The 16010-nt window shown below is 38.4% G+C and carries 14 protein-coding genes; 10 read left to right on the forward strand and 4 right to left on the reverse strand.

Annotated features, from left to right (window positions below; all coding sequences use genetic code 11):
• Positions 1-60 precede the first annotated feature (60 nt).
• The 9 genes from ABYK33_RS07755 (at position 61) to ABYK33_RS07795 (ending at position 11031) form a co-directional block, all read left to right on the forward strand.
• On the forward strand, positions 61-3390 hold the full coding sequence (locus ABYK33_RS07755) for a molybdopterin-dependent oxidoreductase (RefSeq protein WP_373032506.1): 3330 nt from the start codon (positions 61-63) through the stop codon (positions 3388-3390).
• Between the two features lie 146 nt (positions 3391-3536).
• Positions 3537-4184 (forward strand): molecular chaperone, encoded by a 648-nt coding sequence (locus tag ABYK33_RS07760; protein WP_373032508.1) that lies wholly within the window; start codon positions 3537-3539, stop codon positions 4182-4184.
• A gap of 3 nt (positions 4185-4187) precedes the next feature.
• On the forward strand, positions 4188-5303 hold the full coding sequence (locus ABYK33_RS07765) for a 4Fe-4S binding protein (protein WP_373032510.1): 1116 nt from the start codon (positions 4188-4190) through the stop codon (positions 5301-5303).
• Positions 5303-5776, forward strand: a complete 474-nt coding sequence (locus tag ABYK33_RS07770; protein ID WP_373032512.1) for a hypothetical protein — start codon at positions 5303-5305, stop codon at positions 5774-5776. Before ABYK33_RS07765 ends, ABYK33_RS07770 begins: the two co-directional genes overlap by 1 nt.
• On the forward strand, positions 5776-6249 hold the full coding sequence (locus tag ABYK33_RS07775; RefSeq protein WP_373032513.1) for a hypothetical protein: 474 nt from the start codon (positions 5776-5778) through the stop codon (positions 6247-6249). The genes ABYK33_RS07770 and ABYK33_RS07775 overlap by 1 nt, the downstream gene beginning before the upstream one ends.
• Before the next feature lie 60 nt (positions 6250-6309).
• The gene (locus ABYK33_RS07780; RefSeq protein ID WP_373032514.1) at positions 6310-7584 is read left to right on the forward strand and encodes a malic enzyme-like NAD(P)-binding protein; all 1275 of its coding nucleotides are present in this window, start codon (positions 6310-6312) and stop codon (positions 7582-7584) included.
• A 3-nt stretch (positions 7585-7587) separates the two neighbouring features.
• Complete coding sequence (locus ABYK33_RS07785; RefSeq protein WP_373032515.1) at positions 7588-8970, forward strand: DUF2868 domain-containing protein; 1383 nt, start codon at positions 7588-7590, stop codon at positions 8968-8970.
• Positions 8955-10364, forward strand: a complete 1410-nt coding sequence (locus tag ABYK33_RS07790; RefSeq protein ID WP_373032516.1) for a DUF3482 domain-containing protein — start codon at positions 8955-8957, stop codon at positions 10362-10364. Before ABYK33_RS07785 ends, ABYK33_RS07790 begins: the two co-directional genes overlap by 16 nt.
• A complete protein-coding gene (locus tag ABYK33_RS07795; protein ID WP_373032517.1) occupies positions 10357-11031 on the forward strand; it encodes a hypothetical protein in 675 nt (224 codons plus the stop codon). The genes ABYK33_RS07790 and ABYK33_RS07795 overlap by 8 nt, the downstream gene beginning before the upstream one ends.
• Here the strand turns inward: ABYK33_RS07795 and ABYK33_RS07800 are convergent.
• Genes ABYK33_RS07800 through ABYK33_RS07815 form a run of 4 tightly spaced genes read right to left on the reverse strand, consistent with a single transcriptional unit; the run spans position 11028 to position 14700 of the window.
• On the reverse strand, positions 11028-11519 hold the full coding sequence (locus ABYK33_RS07800; RefSeq protein ID WP_373032518.1) for a phosphatidylglycerophosphatase A: 492 nt from the start codon (positions 11517-11519) through the stop codon (positions 11028-11030). The two genes, ABYK33_RS07795 and ABYK33_RS07800, sit on opposite strands and share 4 nt — an antisense overlap.
• 13 nt (positions 11520-11532) lie before the next feature.
• Complete coding sequence (locus ABYK33_RS07805; protein WP_373032520.1) at positions 11533-12723, reverse strand: sulfate adenylyltransferase; 1191 nt, start codon at positions 12721-12723, stop codon at positions 11533-11535.
• Positions 12701-13582 (reverse strand): response regulator, encoded by an 882-nt coding sequence (locus tag ABYK33_RS07810; protein WP_373032522.1) that lies wholly within the window; start codon positions 13580-13582, stop codon positions 12701-12703. The genes ABYK33_RS07805 and ABYK33_RS07810 overlap by 23 nt, the downstream gene beginning before the upstream one ends.
• Entirely contained in the window at positions 13579-14700 is a 1122-nt protein-coding gene (locus tag ABYK33_RS07815) for a bifunctional 2-C-methyl-D-erythritol 4-phosphate cytidylyltransferase/2-C-methyl-D-erythritol 2,4-cyclodiphosphate synthase (protein WP_373032523.1), read from the reverse strand. The genes ABYK33_RS07810 and ABYK33_RS07815 overlap by 4 nt, the downstream gene beginning before the upstream one ends.
• Positions 14701-14900: 200 nt before the next feature.
• Between ABYK33_RS07815 and ABYK33_RS07820 the strand changes: the two genes are divergently transcribed.
• The coding region (locus tag ABYK33_RS07820; protein WP_373032524.1) for a P-loop NTPase at positions 14901-16010 on the forward strand (1110 nt) is incomplete at its 3' end.

A 16010-nucleotide genomic window follows, 5' to 3' on the forward strand; every position in this document is an offset into this window, starting at 1 on the left:
TAAAAGATGTATGGCTTAAGATCCCACAAATGTTACCATTAAGTTAAGGAGAAGATATCTATGACAAAATCAATGAATACAGAAGATAAAAATTTTATCGAAGGTAGAAGAAGTTTCCTTAAAGGTACAGCTTACTCTGTCGCAGGTGCAACACTTGCAGCAGGTGTATTTAAAACTGTAGCTGACACGCCGGCAATGGCTGAAACGAAGTTCACACCTACACCTAAAACACTTTCATTCTATCCGCCACTTGAAGAGTGGGATAGTTTTACTGAGTTAAGTGGACATGACTGGAAAAGAGGTGGTACATCTAGACACGGTGTCCAGAGCGAAGACAATCCTGATGGGATCAAAGCAACTGAATACATGCTTGTTCCTACATCATGTTCAAACTGTGAAGCATCATGTGGTTTGACTGCATGGGTTGACCTTTCTACATATAAAGCAGGTGGTCAGCTTGCAGTACGTAAATACATGGGTAACCCACTTCACTCAGGTTCTCGTGGTAGAAACTGTGCGAAGGGTTATGCAACACAGTCACAAATGTACGATCCAGATAGAATCCCTTTCCCACTTATGAGAGCTCCAGGTTCAAAAAGAGGTGAAGGTAAATGGGTTAGAACTACTTGGGACGAAGCAATGGCGAAGATCGGTAAAAAAATGCACGATACGCTTAAGGTAGGTGATGAGATCTCTAAAAAGTCGATCATGTACCACGTTGGTCGTCCAAACGAAAATGGTTTCGGTCACCGTGTACCTCACTCAATGGGTCTTGACGGGTATGATTCTCATACAAACATCTGTTCTGCAGGTGCTAGACAAGGTACTATTCAGTGGTCAAACGATGATAGAAACTCTCCGGATTGGTCTAATGCGAAGTTGATCTTCCTTCAGTCATCACATGCTGCAGATGCAGGTCACTACTTCCAACAGGCAGCGGGTCGTATCGCTGAAGCACGTAAAAAAGGTGCAAAGCTTGTTGTTATGGATCCAAGACTCTCTAACTCTGCTGGTATGGCAGACCTATGGGTACCATGTTGGCCAGGAACAGAGACAGCGCTTTATCTCTATCTTGCAAACAGAATCCTTAATGAAAAAGGTATCAATGGAGAAGATCTTGTCAATCACAATTTTGTGAAGAATTGGGTTAACTGGGATCATCTTATGAAAGACAGAGATTACCTTAATGTACTTTTAGAAAAAGGGTATATTAAATCTATCCCTGCTGGTGATAGTTATGAAGAATTTATCTCTATGATCTCTGAAATGTATAGCCCTTATACACTTGATTTTGTAGCTGAAGAGTGTCGTATCGAAAAACGTATTGTAGAAAAACTTTACGATATGTTCATCGATGCTGGAGCTAGAGTGGCAACATATATTTGGAGAGCAGGACCGATAGGTCACAAAGGTGGATGGATGATCGCTAGATCAGCATTTTTACCATTTGTTCTTCGTGGTGCTATGGCTGGTGATAAAGGTGGTGTAGGACTACACCACTGGCATGTTATCTCAGTAAATGGTAAGGGTGATGCGGCTACTCAACATGGTGCAAGACCTCCAAAAGTTGATGTCTGGAATGAAATAGCTTGGCCACCAGAGTACCCACTAAGTTCATATGAGATGAGTCATATCATGCCTCACCTTCTTATGGATGATGAGTGGAGAGATAAATGGAATGCTAAAGGACTTAAAGTACCTGAGAAACTGGCTGTTTGGATCCCTCGTATGTATAACCCGGTTTGGATCAACCCAGATGGATTTAGATGGATCGAAGCACTTAAAAGAGAAGATAAGATTGAAATGTCATTTAACCTCTCACCAACTTGGTCAGAGACAAACTGGTATTGTGACTTTATCCTTCCTGTAGGACTTGCTGGTGAAAGACATGACCAACACTCAGAAGCAACAGAACCAAAAAGATGGTTAAGTTTCCGTAACCCGGCACTTCGAGTTGCATTGGAAAAAATGGGTTGGAAGCCAAAAGATCCAACAAGAGCTACATTAGAAGCGCATATTAAAGCAGGCCTTGGTGAAGTATGGGAAGAAGTAGAATTTTGGGCAAATCTTTTGACACATCATGTGGATCCAGATGGTTCATTGGGTGTGAGAAAACACTGGGCTTCAAAAGAAGATCCAACAAGAGCAGTGACGATTCCAGAGTGGTACCAGGCAGCATTTGATAAGCTTCCTAACCTTAAGAAAGCAGCAAAAGCAGCATACCCTGACTCTAAGTATCCTAACTATGAAATGATGAGAGACAGAGGTACATGGTTAGAAGAAGATAACATCTTTAAACCACAGGAGAGACCACTTAAAAAAGTAGGTGAAAACTATGTTGCTCATGGTCATGAGTACCATGAAAGTCAAGTAGTTAAAGATGATTTTGGTGTTTTAATGGCAACAGATAGTCATGGTAAAGAGACAGCTATCGGTGTTGAAGTTGATGGTGAACTTGTACAAGGTTTCCATACATTGACTAAAAAACTTGACTTCTACTGTGAATGGTTCAAAGAATGGAAATGGCCTGAGTACGCTATACCTATCTATCCGACAACTAAAGAAGACAGAGTTAAAATGACACATGTTGTAACTCAAGTACACCATGACTTCATGCAAAATGACAATGAATTTGCGTTGAATACTGTATTTAGATTACCATACAATATTCATACACGTTCAGTAAACTCTAAGCACCTTATGGAGATTTCACAAAACCATAACCCAGTGTGGATCTATACTGAAGATGCGAAAAAACTTGGAATCAAAAGAGGAGATGCAGTTAAAGTTACGATTACTGATACTGTTTCTGGACTTGATTCAGGTTACTTCATCGCGATGGCGGTACCAACTGAAGCAACTATGCCAGGTGTACTAGCATGTTCACACCATGCAGGTAGATGGAAACTTAAAAATGCAGTGGATATTCCTGGATTTGAACACAAACTAGGTGTTATGGGTGTAGGTGCACCACTTTATGAATTGACTATGGATGGTAAAGAGGGTACACTCAAACCAACTCAAGGTATCATAGATGGTATGGATGAGAACAAAGACTCTTGGCAGTTTAAAGAGTACAATAAAGACCTTGACAACATTTGGTGGGATGGTCTTTCTGGTTCATGGCAAAATGCTGTGGCTCCATCACATCCAGATCCTATTGCAGGTAACCACGCATGGCACCAAAAGGTAGTTATGGAACTTGCAGGAAAAGATGATCAAATAGGTGACATTTATGTGAACTATGAGAACAACATGAAAGTATATCAAGCATGGAGAGATGACTTAACTCGTCCTCTTAACACTACAGATACACTTAGACGTCCTCAACACATCAAACGTCCAGCTGTGCCTTTGTCTGACAAAGCATATGCAGTAAAAATCAAGTAAGTTTATTCTTACTGATCCATTCCCCGGCATATGCTAGGGAATGGCTACATTATACAATTTCCCAGATAATTAATTTTCTTATTACTTATTTATCTTGAAAGTGGTATAGTGCCAAAATATTTAACATGAAAGCAGATGTATATAACATGGATTTAATGAAACAAGAGATAGAAAACCGTATAGCAATTTATGCTTTGATCTCAAGATTAATGCTTGTAGAAGTAGATGAAACATTTTTAGAAAATATCGAGAGTGATGAGAGACTTTTATCTTTTTTCCCTAACTACAGAGACTGGGCAAAACGTAAAGAGTTATCACGTGCAGAGCTGATAGAACAGCATTATAATGTCGATTTTACCAATCTATTTTTAATGCATCTGGTACCTTATGAAAGTTTCTATACAAGAGATGATCAAATGATCGAAAGTGGTGGGGATAATCCTATTGTTGAGCTCTATAATGATCTGGATTTCCGTGTGGAACTAGATACCGCAAGAGTTGTGAGTGCTGATCATATAGGAGTGGAGCTGGAATTCATGTATATGTTATGTGTTGCACTGCAAAAAGCTTTAGATGCGGATGATAAAGATGGTATCTGTGAACTTCTTCAAGTGCAACGAGCATTTTTGAAAGAACATCTTTTGGAGTGGGCACCACTTTTCCTTATCAATGCAAAACGAGAGTCACGTACACCTCTTTACCATGATGGTTCTGAGCTTGCTTTAGAATTCTTACTAAGTGATTTTGAATATGTGACAGAAAAATTATCAACCCACTGTGGGGATGAAGCGTAGTTTATGGGTTTATATTTTGATGTGGGTGCGTGTGTAAGAGCAACAAGTAAATTCTCCCAGTGTACCAAGTGTGTAGACATTTGTCCAGATTCTATTAGCTTGGTAGACAATCTCCCAAGTTTTTCTTTGGCTACAGGTACAGAGGCAGCAGCTTGTGTAGGTGTATGCCCGACAGAAGCTTTTGCACTTTCAGACTTTTCTACAACAGAGTTTTTCTTTAACTTTTTAGAGTCTAAAGTAAGGCTTATCTCACCTAAGATAAATGTACCTTGTATCTCGGTATTGAGTGTGGAACATTTGATCTCTCTTGCTTTGGCAAGTGATGAAAAGATCACAATAGATCTAAGTTCTTATGATGAAGATTCTTTGCTTTTTGAACATATTGAGAAGCGTATAGATGAGGCAAATTTTGTCTTGTCAAGTTTTTCAGAAAAAGAGTTAAAGACAAACCATGAAGCATCAAAAGAGTTACCAACAGAAAATGAGAATGAGACTGAAGAAGAAATCTCTTCAAGACGCTCTTTTTTAGGAAATGCTTCACTAAAAGGTGTGGTAAAACATAAAAAAGCATTTGATGATGCAGTGGATGAAGATGAATTACAAAAATTTGAGATAGATGCTTCTGTCATAGCCAAGATAAAAGATAAAAATCTGCCAAATAAACGTAAGATACTTTTTACAACACTCAAACGTGCAGGCATTCCAGATGTTTTTGAAGTATTGCCTGAAGAGGAAGTGAGTTTTACTTCCCAAAAGTTTGTGGATGACAGTTGTACGAACTGTCAGATCTGTTACCGTATCTGTCCTACAGGTGCACTTTCATCCAATGGTAAGTTCTCACTGATACATTTTGATGCGATGCTATGTGTGAAGTGTCATTTATGTCATGATGTATGTGAACCGGATGCTATACATTTACAAAGTGGATTTGAGATCAAAGAGTTTTTTGAACCTACAGAGAGAACACTTGCAACGTTTAACATCAAACGTTGTAATGAATGTGGTAACAACTTTACCTATACAGGTGGAGAACAGACTTGTCCACGTTGTATGGTTGAAGAAGAAGAAGCAATGTTCCTGCATGACAATGCAAAACGTATGAGAGGGGAAGAAGAGTAATGCAACCACATGAAATCAAGCCCGATACAGGACTCTGTACCATACTTGGGCATAATGCCCAAACAGGCTACATGAGAAAATATTTTAATAAGATAATGAAACGCAATGGTATTAATGCGACTGCCATTGCATTGAACATTACAGATGAACATTTTACGTTTACGATGACCAGTGTTGGAGAATCAAAAGTGACGCAAATGATGATAGAAAAAGAGTTTGGAGTCAAAGCAATACCTTATTGTGAAAGTCTGAACGGTTGTGCACAGAGAGAAGGACGTGTAGATTTTGTAGAAGTAGCTGATGGAAAAGTCAAAGGATTTTGTCTGGATGATGAAGCAAAAGCACTTTATGACAGACCGGAGTTTTTGGATGATCAGATCATTTTTGTGACTAAGATGATGCTTATCGCAAATAGATGGTTTGATGCAAAAATTGATGTGGATGATATTCCGCTACTAATAGGAGAGAAATAATGAGAGAAATGGACGATCTAAGAAAAGAATTTGAGAATATGAGCGCACAAAATTTTAATGGGAAACCTGCATTTGGTCCGGATGGACAGTGTGCTGCTGATGAAGAGGTAGATCTTAAAGATTATCCTTCATATACAGAAGCACTCTATGCGAAGCTTATTGCTCCACATGTAAGTGGTATTTATATTTCAAGATGGGACATTAAAGATATCGCTCTTGCAGCAGGTGACTCTATGGCCATTCACCCACGCAAACGTATGTTTGAGTTACTTATGAAGTATGCAACGAGCAGAGAAAACATGCAGTCAGTACTTGATGCACTGGAAGTACATATGGAAGAGAAAATTGCAATTTATACAGAATGTATGACAAAGTTTCCAAACTCAGCAGAAGTATTTCAACCTAAAATTGATAAAGCCAGAAAAACGATGAAACTCTTTCCACAAATTATCGCAGAGTATTTTCCAGAATAATTAGAGTTACCCTTATCATACTTGCAGTATAATATTTTATCTAAAACTGTAAGGTGAGAAATGTCTGAAATAACCAAAGAAGAAGTATTAACATATCATAAGCAAGGGAAGATAGGCATAGACCTCACGAAACCTTGCGATTCACAACACGAACTCTCGCTAGCCTACACTCCAGGGGTAGCTATTCCCTGTCTTGAAATTGCAAAAGATGAAAACCTCTCTTTTGAATATACTAATCGCTCTAATTTGGTTGCTGTGATCTCTGATGGTACGGCAGTTCTTGGACTTGGAAATATCGGACCTTATGCATCTAAACCTGTGATGGAAGGAAAGTCTGTACTTTTCAAAAAGTTTGCGAATGTAGATTCTTTTGACATAGAACTTGATGTCCATACCATAGACGAGATCGTCACTACATGTAAGGCGATCGCCCCGACTTTTGGAGGCATCAACCTTGAAGACATTAAAGCACCACAATGTTTTGAGATAGAGAAACAGTTACAAGAGGCATTGGATATTCCTGTATTTCATGATGATCAACACGGAACGGCAATTATCACCACTGCAGGATTGATGAATGTTCTTGACCTGACAGGCAAAAAAGTTGAAGAGATAAAAATAGTTGTGAATGGTGCAGGTGCTGCAGGCATCTCTTGTGCAAACATGTATAAGAGTTTAGGTGTGAAGAATATCGTTATGTGTGACAGTAAGGGAGTCCTTACCACTACAAGAACAGATCTAAATGAATATAAATCCCCCTTTGCTATAGAGACAGATGCTAAGACATTAGTGGATGCGATCGAAGGTGCGGATATGTTTTTGGGTCTGAGTGTTGGAGGGGCATTGACAAAGGAGATGGTAGCCAAAATGGCACCTGAGCCTATTATATTTGCTTTGGCAAACCCTGTACCTGAGATTTTACCATCGGAAGTTAAAGAAGTACGTGATGATGCTATTGTAGGTACAGGACGTTCTGACTTTCCCAACCAGATCAACAATGTATTGGGCTTTCCGTTTATCTTTAGAGGTGCATTGGATGTACGTGCAAAAAAGATCACAGAAGGTATGAAAATGGCAGCATCCGAAGCATTAGCAGCTTTAGCAAAAGAGCCGGTACCCTATTATGTGAAGGCTGCATATCACGATGAGAATATATCATATGGGAAAGAGCATGTCATTCCTTTGCCTTTTAATAAAGAAGCATTGATCTGGGTTGCTTCTGCTGTAGCAAAAGCAGCCTTTGAAGAGGGTGTTTCACGTGTAGCTAGTTATGATCATGAAGCGTATAGAGAGCAGTTACGATGCATTATTTATGGTACTCCTGAGAAAAAATAATAGATGAACATAAAGCCCTATGTAAACCTTTACGAGCTATTGGAAGTTAATCCTTCAAGCAGAGAAGAAAACCGTGCGTTTGGTTTAACCCAGGTAATGTTGAAAAATAAACCTGTTGAACAACTGTTAGCATGGATAGAGAAGCATAAAGAGAGCTTGAAAAAACCATTTTTAAGTGAAACTTTTTCTTCTTATTTGTATAGAGTGACTTTTGCACTTGTGCTTATCTCATTTGCTTTAGGTTTGTTAGCGGGTGTGGGATTACTCTCCTACAATGGAGAAGAACCGGTCAATGTCATTTATTTTATGGCTATAGCTATTTTCATTCCACTTTTTACGATGTTACTTACACTTGTTTCGATGCTTAGGGCTAGGAGTGCTGAGAGTGTGTTGGTTCATCTCTCACCAGCTTTTTGGATGGAAAAGATACTCGGTTTGTTACCTGGTAACGTACAAGAGCATATTAAAGCGTTACAGATAAGCCCTTTACTCGCAAACTGGATCATCATAAGACGTTCACAAATTATTGTTTTCTTTTTTTCATTAGGCTTACTGTTATCACTTTTGGGTGTAGTTGTGACAAAAGATATTGCTTTTGCATGGAGTACAACCTTACATATCTCTCCTGAAGCATTTCATGGTTTTTTACACACTATAGCATTTCCATGGAGAGAGATAGCACCTTCAGCTGTACCATCTCTTGAACTCATAGAACAGAGCCAGTATTTTAGATTGGGTGATAAATTGGATGATGAGATGATAGCACATGCCTCTGAGCTTGGGGAATGGTGGAAATTTTTGGCTTTATCCACACTTTTTTATGCTATTTTATTACGTTTTATGATGTTGATACTCGCCTCTTTTGGATTTAGTTCTGCAGTAAAACAATCACTCTTAACACTGAATGGAACGACAAAGTTACTTAGAGAGATCAATGAACCTATTATCTCTACGCATGCGAAGAAGAGAGAAAATGCATTTATTTCAGATGATGAGAACTATAGTCAAATTGTAAACACATTAGATGCTTCTTATGATGGAATACAAGGATGGGCTATACCTCAGAGTGAACTTTTTGTCTTGGGTGACAGTATGAATATCATAGCCCCTAAACACTTTGAGGTAGGAGGAACAAACAGTTTTGAAGAAGACTCGGAAGTCATTTATAAAAGTCACGGAGAAGTAGTTCTATTTGTGAAGGGATGGGAGCCTCCAACGATGGATTTTGTAGATTATCTCACTGAGTTGATCACTAAAGTAGATAAAGTGGTAGTTGTGCCTATAGGTACAGCAGAGAATCATTATGAGGCAACGGCTAAAGAGATAGACGTGTGGGAAAATAAACTCTCGTTGTTAGGAGATATGAAAGTGTGGTTAAAAAGATGACTTCTCAGCACCCTAAGTTTGCCGTTGTAGGTCATCCGAACAAAGGCAAGAGTTCCATCGTCTCAGCTTTGGCACTTGATGATTCTGTACAGATATCTGACACGCCGGGAACCACAACAAAAAAACGCTCTTTCCCTTTAAGTGTAGATGGAAAGATATTGTATGAACTTTTTGACACACCCGGTTTTCAAAGAGCAAGAAAGGTGCTTGCATGGCTTGAGAAACATGATGTCCCTGCAAATAAAAAACATGAAGTGGTACAGGCATTTATTGACACACATAAAGATGATGAACGTTTTAATGATGAAATAGAACTGCTTGAACCTATTATGGATGGAGCTGGCATTATCTATGTCGTAGACGGTTCGCAACCTTATGGGGAAGAGTATGAAACTGAAATGGAGATTCTTCGCTGGACAGGACAGCCTTCTATGGCACTGATCAACCATATTGATGAAACGGATTACAGCGAAGAGTGGAAGAAGGCACTGGAACATTATTTTAAGATGGTACGTACCTTTAATCCTATGCAGACAACCTTTGAACAGCATATGAGTATTTTGGAGAGTATGGCCCAGCTTAAAGAAGAGTGGATAGCCCCACTCAAAGTATCGATCAAACTTTTTAAACAGTATCAAGAACAAATGATCGAACGCAGTGCATCTCTCTTGGCACGATTGGTTTATGAGTCTGTCAGTGCTGTCGAGAAACTCTCTTTTTATACTCAGGAGGCCAGTGAAGAAGAGAGACAGAAGATAGAAAGCAATTACAAAGACCGGTTACGAGATCTAGAAGTTGCGACACAAAAGCATATAGAAGAGATTTGGAATCATGATCATCTTAAAACAGAAAAGAAAGTGTTCACCTTTGAAGGAATGGATCTATTTTCAGAAGAGACAGCTTCTGTGTTTGGGCTGACCCGTAAAGAACTCCTCATTACGGGTGTAACATCAGGTGCAGTTACGGGTGCAGGTATTGACTTGCTCTTTGCTGGACATACACTTCTTTTAGGTGGCGTCATAGGAGCAGTGGTGGGTGGTACAGGGGCATATTTTGGCTTCAATGAACTTTCAGAAGTCAAAGTTTTAGGACAAACAATGGGCAAACGTTACCTAGAGATGGGACCTATGGAAAATAGAAATTTCCCTTATATCTTATTAGGACGTGCAATATATCATACCATGAAAGTAGCGCAAACTTCACATGCCAAACGAGAAGTGTTTGATATAGAGATGGATCAGACATTTAAAGAAAAATGGTTGGATGATACTTTAAGAAAGTCTTTAGAAAAATATCATAAAAAGTTTCGTTCAGGGAAAGCTTTAGAAGCAGGAGAACTTCAAGAGTATGAAGAGATTATGAAGCGCATATTAAAACATTTGATCGATGCATAAAAGTAATCCTTTTAAACATTTACATCAAGATCAAGGTGAGGGAAAAGAGACGGAATCTTCACTACTAGCAAAGAGAGTCACACTGGTTATCTTTGTGGCTTTTTTACTACTTTTCCCTCACTATGCACCTTGGGAACCAGCTTATCAGAAGAGTGACTCTTTATTACAGATGATATTCACCTTGTATTTTTTTGTAGCCAATCAGACTTTGGGTATCGTGCATGAAGCTGGACATGGTGTTTGTTATATTTTACCTTGTCCGGAGTTTCTTACTATGGCCAATGGAACGATCTTTCAATTGCTTTTCCCAGGATTGATCGCCTACTATTATTATAGAAAAGGTAATCTGTTTGCTGCGATGATCGCACTCTTTTTTGTAGGATTCTCTCTCCAATACACAGCATGGTATCTCTCTACAGCCCATGAAGGACTTATCCTTCCGGCACATCAATCTTTTTTAGGCGTTGATGCGATTCATGATTTCAACTATATGCTCAGTGCAATGGGACTCTTAGCCTATGAATCTTTGATAGCAGGTTTAACAAGGTTTGTAGCATATTTGATCATGCTTACAGCTGTGATAGGAATGTTTTTTGAGGCTTTTCCTAATAAGTATAAGAGTAGATGGGGGAGTAGCGGATGGCGTAGAAGAAAAAAAGACTTTTAAAAAAGTTTTTCTATCCCCATAAGAAGTAAAGCACTTAACAGTCCACCGGCAATTCCTGCCAATACATCATCAAGCATTACACCAAGCCCACCTTTAAGCTCTCTGTCTATCCAACCTATAGTTGAGGGCTTCCAAATGTCAAAAAGACGAAACGCCGCGAAGCTGAACACGATAGCTAGGAGTTCAGCATAAGGATAGTTCATAGTGATAGCTGCCGGATAAGCGATGATAAGGCTAAGCCACATACCTGCTGCTTCATCTATAACTATTTGTTGATGGTCATGGATGCCTGTAGTTTGTTCATATTTGTTCACTTCAAAGATACCTATGACGGTAATGGCAAGTGTAAGCATAAACAGGGTTTCTGTACCAAAATAGTAAAGTACAGCCAACCCTACAGGAAGTGAAGCCAGTGTGCCTACTGTACCAGGTGCTTTGGGACTAAGTCCTGCACCAAAGAATGTTAAAAAAAGTTTTTGAATCGTCATTAGGTCCCTTGTTTTATGTAAGTGATGATGTTTGGTACAGTTGGATGAGTTTCAGGTAAAACTCCTCTTCACTCTGTTGTTCCAATAACCCTGAACCCGGCATCAGAGAGTAATGCATCTCTTGCAGGTTTTCAAATCTATCTGGTAAAAGTGCTGCTAAAATATTTGCTGAAACTTCTTTTCTAACTAAGATAGAAGGAGGAATAAGTCCTACCTGTATGAGTTTCATAATAGATTCTGAATCATAGTGTACATGATGGTGTTGCCCATGAGGACAGGTTTGTGTACTTACAAGCGTTTTACATGTATCACAATAGACGTACTCATCTATAGTCTTAATTTCAATATTAATATCCTCACAACAATCAAAGACAGAGCTTAGACGATTTTTATCATAATATAAGCCTAACCCACCATGATTTTTACCGATAACCAGTTGGCTACAACCATAATTCTTAGCTAAAAGGGCATCTAATATGAGTTCATTGTATCCTGCAAAGATGTATGTGTTTTCAAAAGGGATGATAAGTACTTTATTGCGTGGTAAAAAGTTATCGACAAAAGTATTGAGTGCATTATGACGTATATCATAACGAAGACCCTCAGTGGTAAAAGGTTTACGTAAAAAGATCACAAGAAGATCAGAGTTACTGATAGCTTCACGTATCATTCTTTCGTGTGCACGGTTTAAAGGGTTTGCTGCAAGCATCATTGATGAGATATGCTTTGCCCCTGTACTGGTGATCATGTTTTTGATACGCTTTATGTTGTCTTCTATTAGTGGATAGGTGACAGTATATTCCCCAGATACAGCTATTTTACCAAGTCTTAACGTTGTATTTCTAACGCCTGGGTGTTCATTGTCTGAAGTACCATAGATATTATGCAGACGTTGTGCAGGGTCAACATCAAATGTCTCTTCAACTATGAGTTCGCCAACTATTTTTCCGTCATTGATGAGAGAAACAACGTCATCTTTCTCTAGACTTTTCAAGGTTAGATAATTTTTTTTACCTTGAGGTGCAAGTATAAAAGAAAATGGGAAAGGTACACCTTTGTATACTTTAGTCTCATCAACATTTTGGGCTTCTTCTTTGTTCATCAGCTTTTCTACAGGGGAGATAAGTCCCGCTTTTACCAAGGCCAAAGTAGATAGGGCCTCAGTATCAATATAGAGTGATTTATTTCTTTTTAAAGAGGCCATACTTTTTCCTTTTTTCCCATAAACTTTTTCTTGAGATACCTAATTTCTTAGAGAGTTCGGTATCTGGAAATTTGTATTGAAAACTATTGACAATAAATTTGACATAATCATCAATGGTCAAGATCTCATTTTGGTCATAGAGTTTAGAGTCTGTGTTAAGTGCGATGGTCTCGAAATCAGATTCTATATTTGTTGTACTGCATAGGATGAAGTTATACTCTTTTAACATCTCTAATAGGGCTTCTTTATCTGTTTTCTTGAGTTGATGGATATCTGTAATATAAAGCAGGGAAGTTGGGCTGTTTTTTTGTATTTTCTTTTTCCAGTTCTTATCACTCAATGGAATAAATGTAAGCAGCGTGTTTGTTTGTATTGCATATTCGAAAACGATCTTGTCAACAAGTCTTTGGTAGTTGGTCTCAATAACAAGCGGTGTATTGATCTCGGCTATATTAAAGTCGGTCTCAATATCATGCAGAAGGTTTTGCATGTACTCTTGGTATAAAGAGGTTTGTTTTTTAAGAGACTGGTACTCTTTATAGTGTTCGATCTTACGCAAGAGATCTTCTAGCATAAATGGTTTGACAATATAGTCTTTCGCACCAAGTCTCAGAGGTTCACCTACAGTATCATTATTGATATAATTCACCATCAGAATGATGATCTTATCTTGAAACTGTTTGATAAGCGGTGAAGTATTCTGTCCAGGTAAGTTTGTTGAAAGCAGATAGACATCACCTTGACTGTCCATAGCTTCTTTGATGGAACTGTATATTTCAGTCTCATAGCCATTTTCATTTAGTTTAGAGGCGATACTTTGCGCCAAATAGAGTTCATTTTCTACAATGATTATTTTCATATGTTTTTCCAATTCAAATAAGTTAAATTTGCTACGGCGTGAACAGTCACGCCTTCTTTTCGTCCTACAAAGCCAAGCTTTTCAGCAGTTGTTGCTTTGATATTGACAAAGTTTTTTCTAATACCAAGAATTGATGCAAGTGAGATTCTCATAGACTCCTTATAAGGTAATAGTTTTGGTGCCTCAGCCATGATAGTTAGATCTACATTGCCTATAGTATATCCAAAGGACTCGATCTTATTTACTGTATCTTGAAGCAAGACTTTAGAGTCTGCTCCAGCATAGGCATCTTCTGTATCAGGATAAAGTTCACCGATGTCACCCATGCCTGCTGCACCTAAAAGGGCATCAATAAGCGCATGAATAGCAACATCCCCATCACTGTGTGCTTTAAAACCATAGTCCACATCTATTTTAACACCGCATAAAAACATCTCTTTGTCTTTTTCAAAAGGATGGATATCTATACCAAAACCAGTAAGTGTTTTGGATGAAGGTACTTTTATACAAGAGAGCTTTTTCAGATCTTCAATGGTTGTAAGCTTATGTGCATCCATAGATCCTTCTACAAAATGTACTTTTTCTCCTAGAGATGCAATCGCAGAGCTGTCATCTGTAAATATCGTTTCCGTTTCAAGTGCTTTTTTGAGCATTTTTGTAACAGAGAGTTGAGGGGTTTGAATGATCTTTACTTTGTCTCTATCTATAGGTGTATTATCTAGATAGAGTGTATCTACAATAGGCAGTACAGGTACGATACAGGCCCCTTGTTCTTTTGCTTCTATGATGCGACTTATCATATCTGAGGGGACACAACATCTAGCAATATCACTGACCATTACATATTCTGAAGTTACTTTCTGAAGCGCATTAATAAGTGATGCCTGTCTACTGTTTCCACCTTCTATATAAGTATAAGAAGCAAAATTTTTCATCAGACTTATTTCGTCCTGTGTTGATACGATAATGACCTGATCAAAACTGGCACTTTCCTCAAAGTGTTCAGCAACATACAGCCATAGAGGAGTCTCTCCTGTATAGAGCCACTGTTTTTTCATCTTGGTTTTAAATCTTGTAGAGCTACCTGCTCCCAGAAGTATCAAAGTAGTTTTTGACAAGTTTGTTCCTATATATCTATACTAAGTATAGTGTGTATCAAATCGTAACGTATTATACATATAGATTGCTTTAGACGTCTTTAATAGGATAAATTTACTCTTATTTATCGAATTAGTTGAATTTTTCAATCTAATTTAAGATTTAGGTGGTATAACTTCTTATCATTAACGAAATAAAAATTAAGTTAGGAATAAATAATATGACACAAGAAAATGTATTAGAAGCGTTGAAGAACGTAACGTATCCGGGCTTTACGAAAGATATCGTAACATTCGGTTTTGTCAAGGACATCAGTATTAATGGTGAAACTATTGGTTTGACTATCGATATTACTTCATCAGCTGATGAAGTAAAAGCTCAACTCACAGATGAGGCAACAATTGAATTAAAGAAACTTGGATTTACAAATGTAAGTATTAATGTAACTGCACCACAGGCACCAAAACAAATGTCAAACTCTGTAACTGGTAAAAATATGGCTCCGCATATTAAGAACTTTGTTATGGTAAGTTCTGGTAAAGGTGGTGTTGGAAAATCAACTACTTCAGTAAACCTTGCAGTGGCTATGGCAATGCAAGGTAAAAAAGTAGGTCTTCTTGATGCAGATATCTATGGACCGAACGTTCCTCGTATGATGGGTGTTCATGGTCAAAAACCGGAAATTCAGGGTAATAAAGTACATCCAATAAAAGCATATGGTGTTGAGATCATGTCTATGGGTTCATTGATGGACGAGGGTGCTGCACTTATTTGGAGAGGTTCTATGATCATGAAAGCGATCGAGCAGTTCTTAAGAGATATCCTTTGGTCTGAGTTGGATGTACTCGTGATAGACATGCCTCCAGGAACAGGTGATGCTCAGCTTTCACTTGCTCAGTCCATACCTATCACTGCAGGTATTACAGTAACGACACCACAAGAGGTTTCTCTTGATGACAGTAGACGTTCATTAAATATGTTCCAAAAATTACATATCCCAACTGCGGGTATTATTGAGAACATGAGTGGATTCATCTGTCCTTCATGTGATACTGAATCTGATATCTTTGGTATGGGAACAACTGTTCCAGTAGCAAAAGAGTATGATACAGAAGTGATCGCTCGTATACCGATAGAACCGGCGATCAGAGTAGGTGGAGATACTGGTATGCCAGTAACATACCACATGCCAGATTCTGAAACGGCTAAACGTTATCAGGAAGCAGCGTCTAACCTTCTTACATTTATTGATAAAGTAAATGCTGAAGGTTTAGCAGATAACTCTGGCGTACAGCCTACAACACCTCCAGGTGTAAGTGCTTGTAGTACA

Origin of the sequence: Sulfurovum sp. (genome assembly GCF_041562805.1) — a bacterium.
Lineage (GTDB): Bacteria > Campylobacterota > Campylobacteria > Campylobacterales > Sulfurovaceae > Sulfurovum.

Coding starts and splice junctions, on each gene's coding strand:
- ABYK33_RS07805 (WP_373032520.1), bottom strand. CDS start 12,723: ATGGCCTCTTTAAAAAGAAATAAATCACTCTATATTGATACTGAGGCC.
- ABYK33_RS07785 (WP_373032515.1), top strand. CDS start 7,588: ATGAACATAAAGCCCTATGTAAACCTTTACGAGCTATTGGAAGTTAAT.
- ABYK33_RS07755 (WP_373032506.1), top strand. CDS start 61: ATGACAAAATCAATGAATACAGAAGATAAAAATTTTATCGAAGGTAGA.
- ABYK33_RS07810 (WP_373032522.1), bottom strand. CDS start 13,582: ATGAAAATAATCATTGTAGAAAATGAACTCTATTTGGCGCAAAGTATC.
- ABYK33_RS07780 (WP_373032514.1), top strand. CDS start 6,310: ATGTCTGAAATAACCAAAGAAGAAGTATTAACATATCATAAGCAAGGG.
- ABYK33_RS07795 (WP_373032517.1), top strand. CDS start 10,357: ATGCATAAAAGTAATCCTTTTAAACATTTACATCAAGATCAAGGTGAG.
- ABYK33_RS07775 (WP_373032513.1), top strand. CDS start 5,776: ATGAGAGAAATGGACGATCTAAGAAAAGAATTTGAGAATATGAGCGCA.
- ABYK33_RS07765 (WP_373032510.1), top strand. CDS start 4,188: ATGGGTTTATATTTTGATGTGGGTGCGTGTGTAAGAGCAACAAGTAAA.
- ABYK33_RS07800 (WP_373032518.1), bottom strand. CDS start 11,519: ATGACGATTCAAAAACTTTTTTTAACATTCTTTGGTGCAGGACTTAGT.
- ABYK33_RS07760 (WP_373032508.1), top strand. CDS start 3,537: ATGGATTTAATGAAACAAGAGATAGAAAACCGTATAGCAATTTATGCT.
- ABYK33_RS07770 (WP_373032512.1), top strand. CDS start 5,303: ATGCAACCACATGAAATCAAGCCCGATACAGGACTCTGTACCATACTT.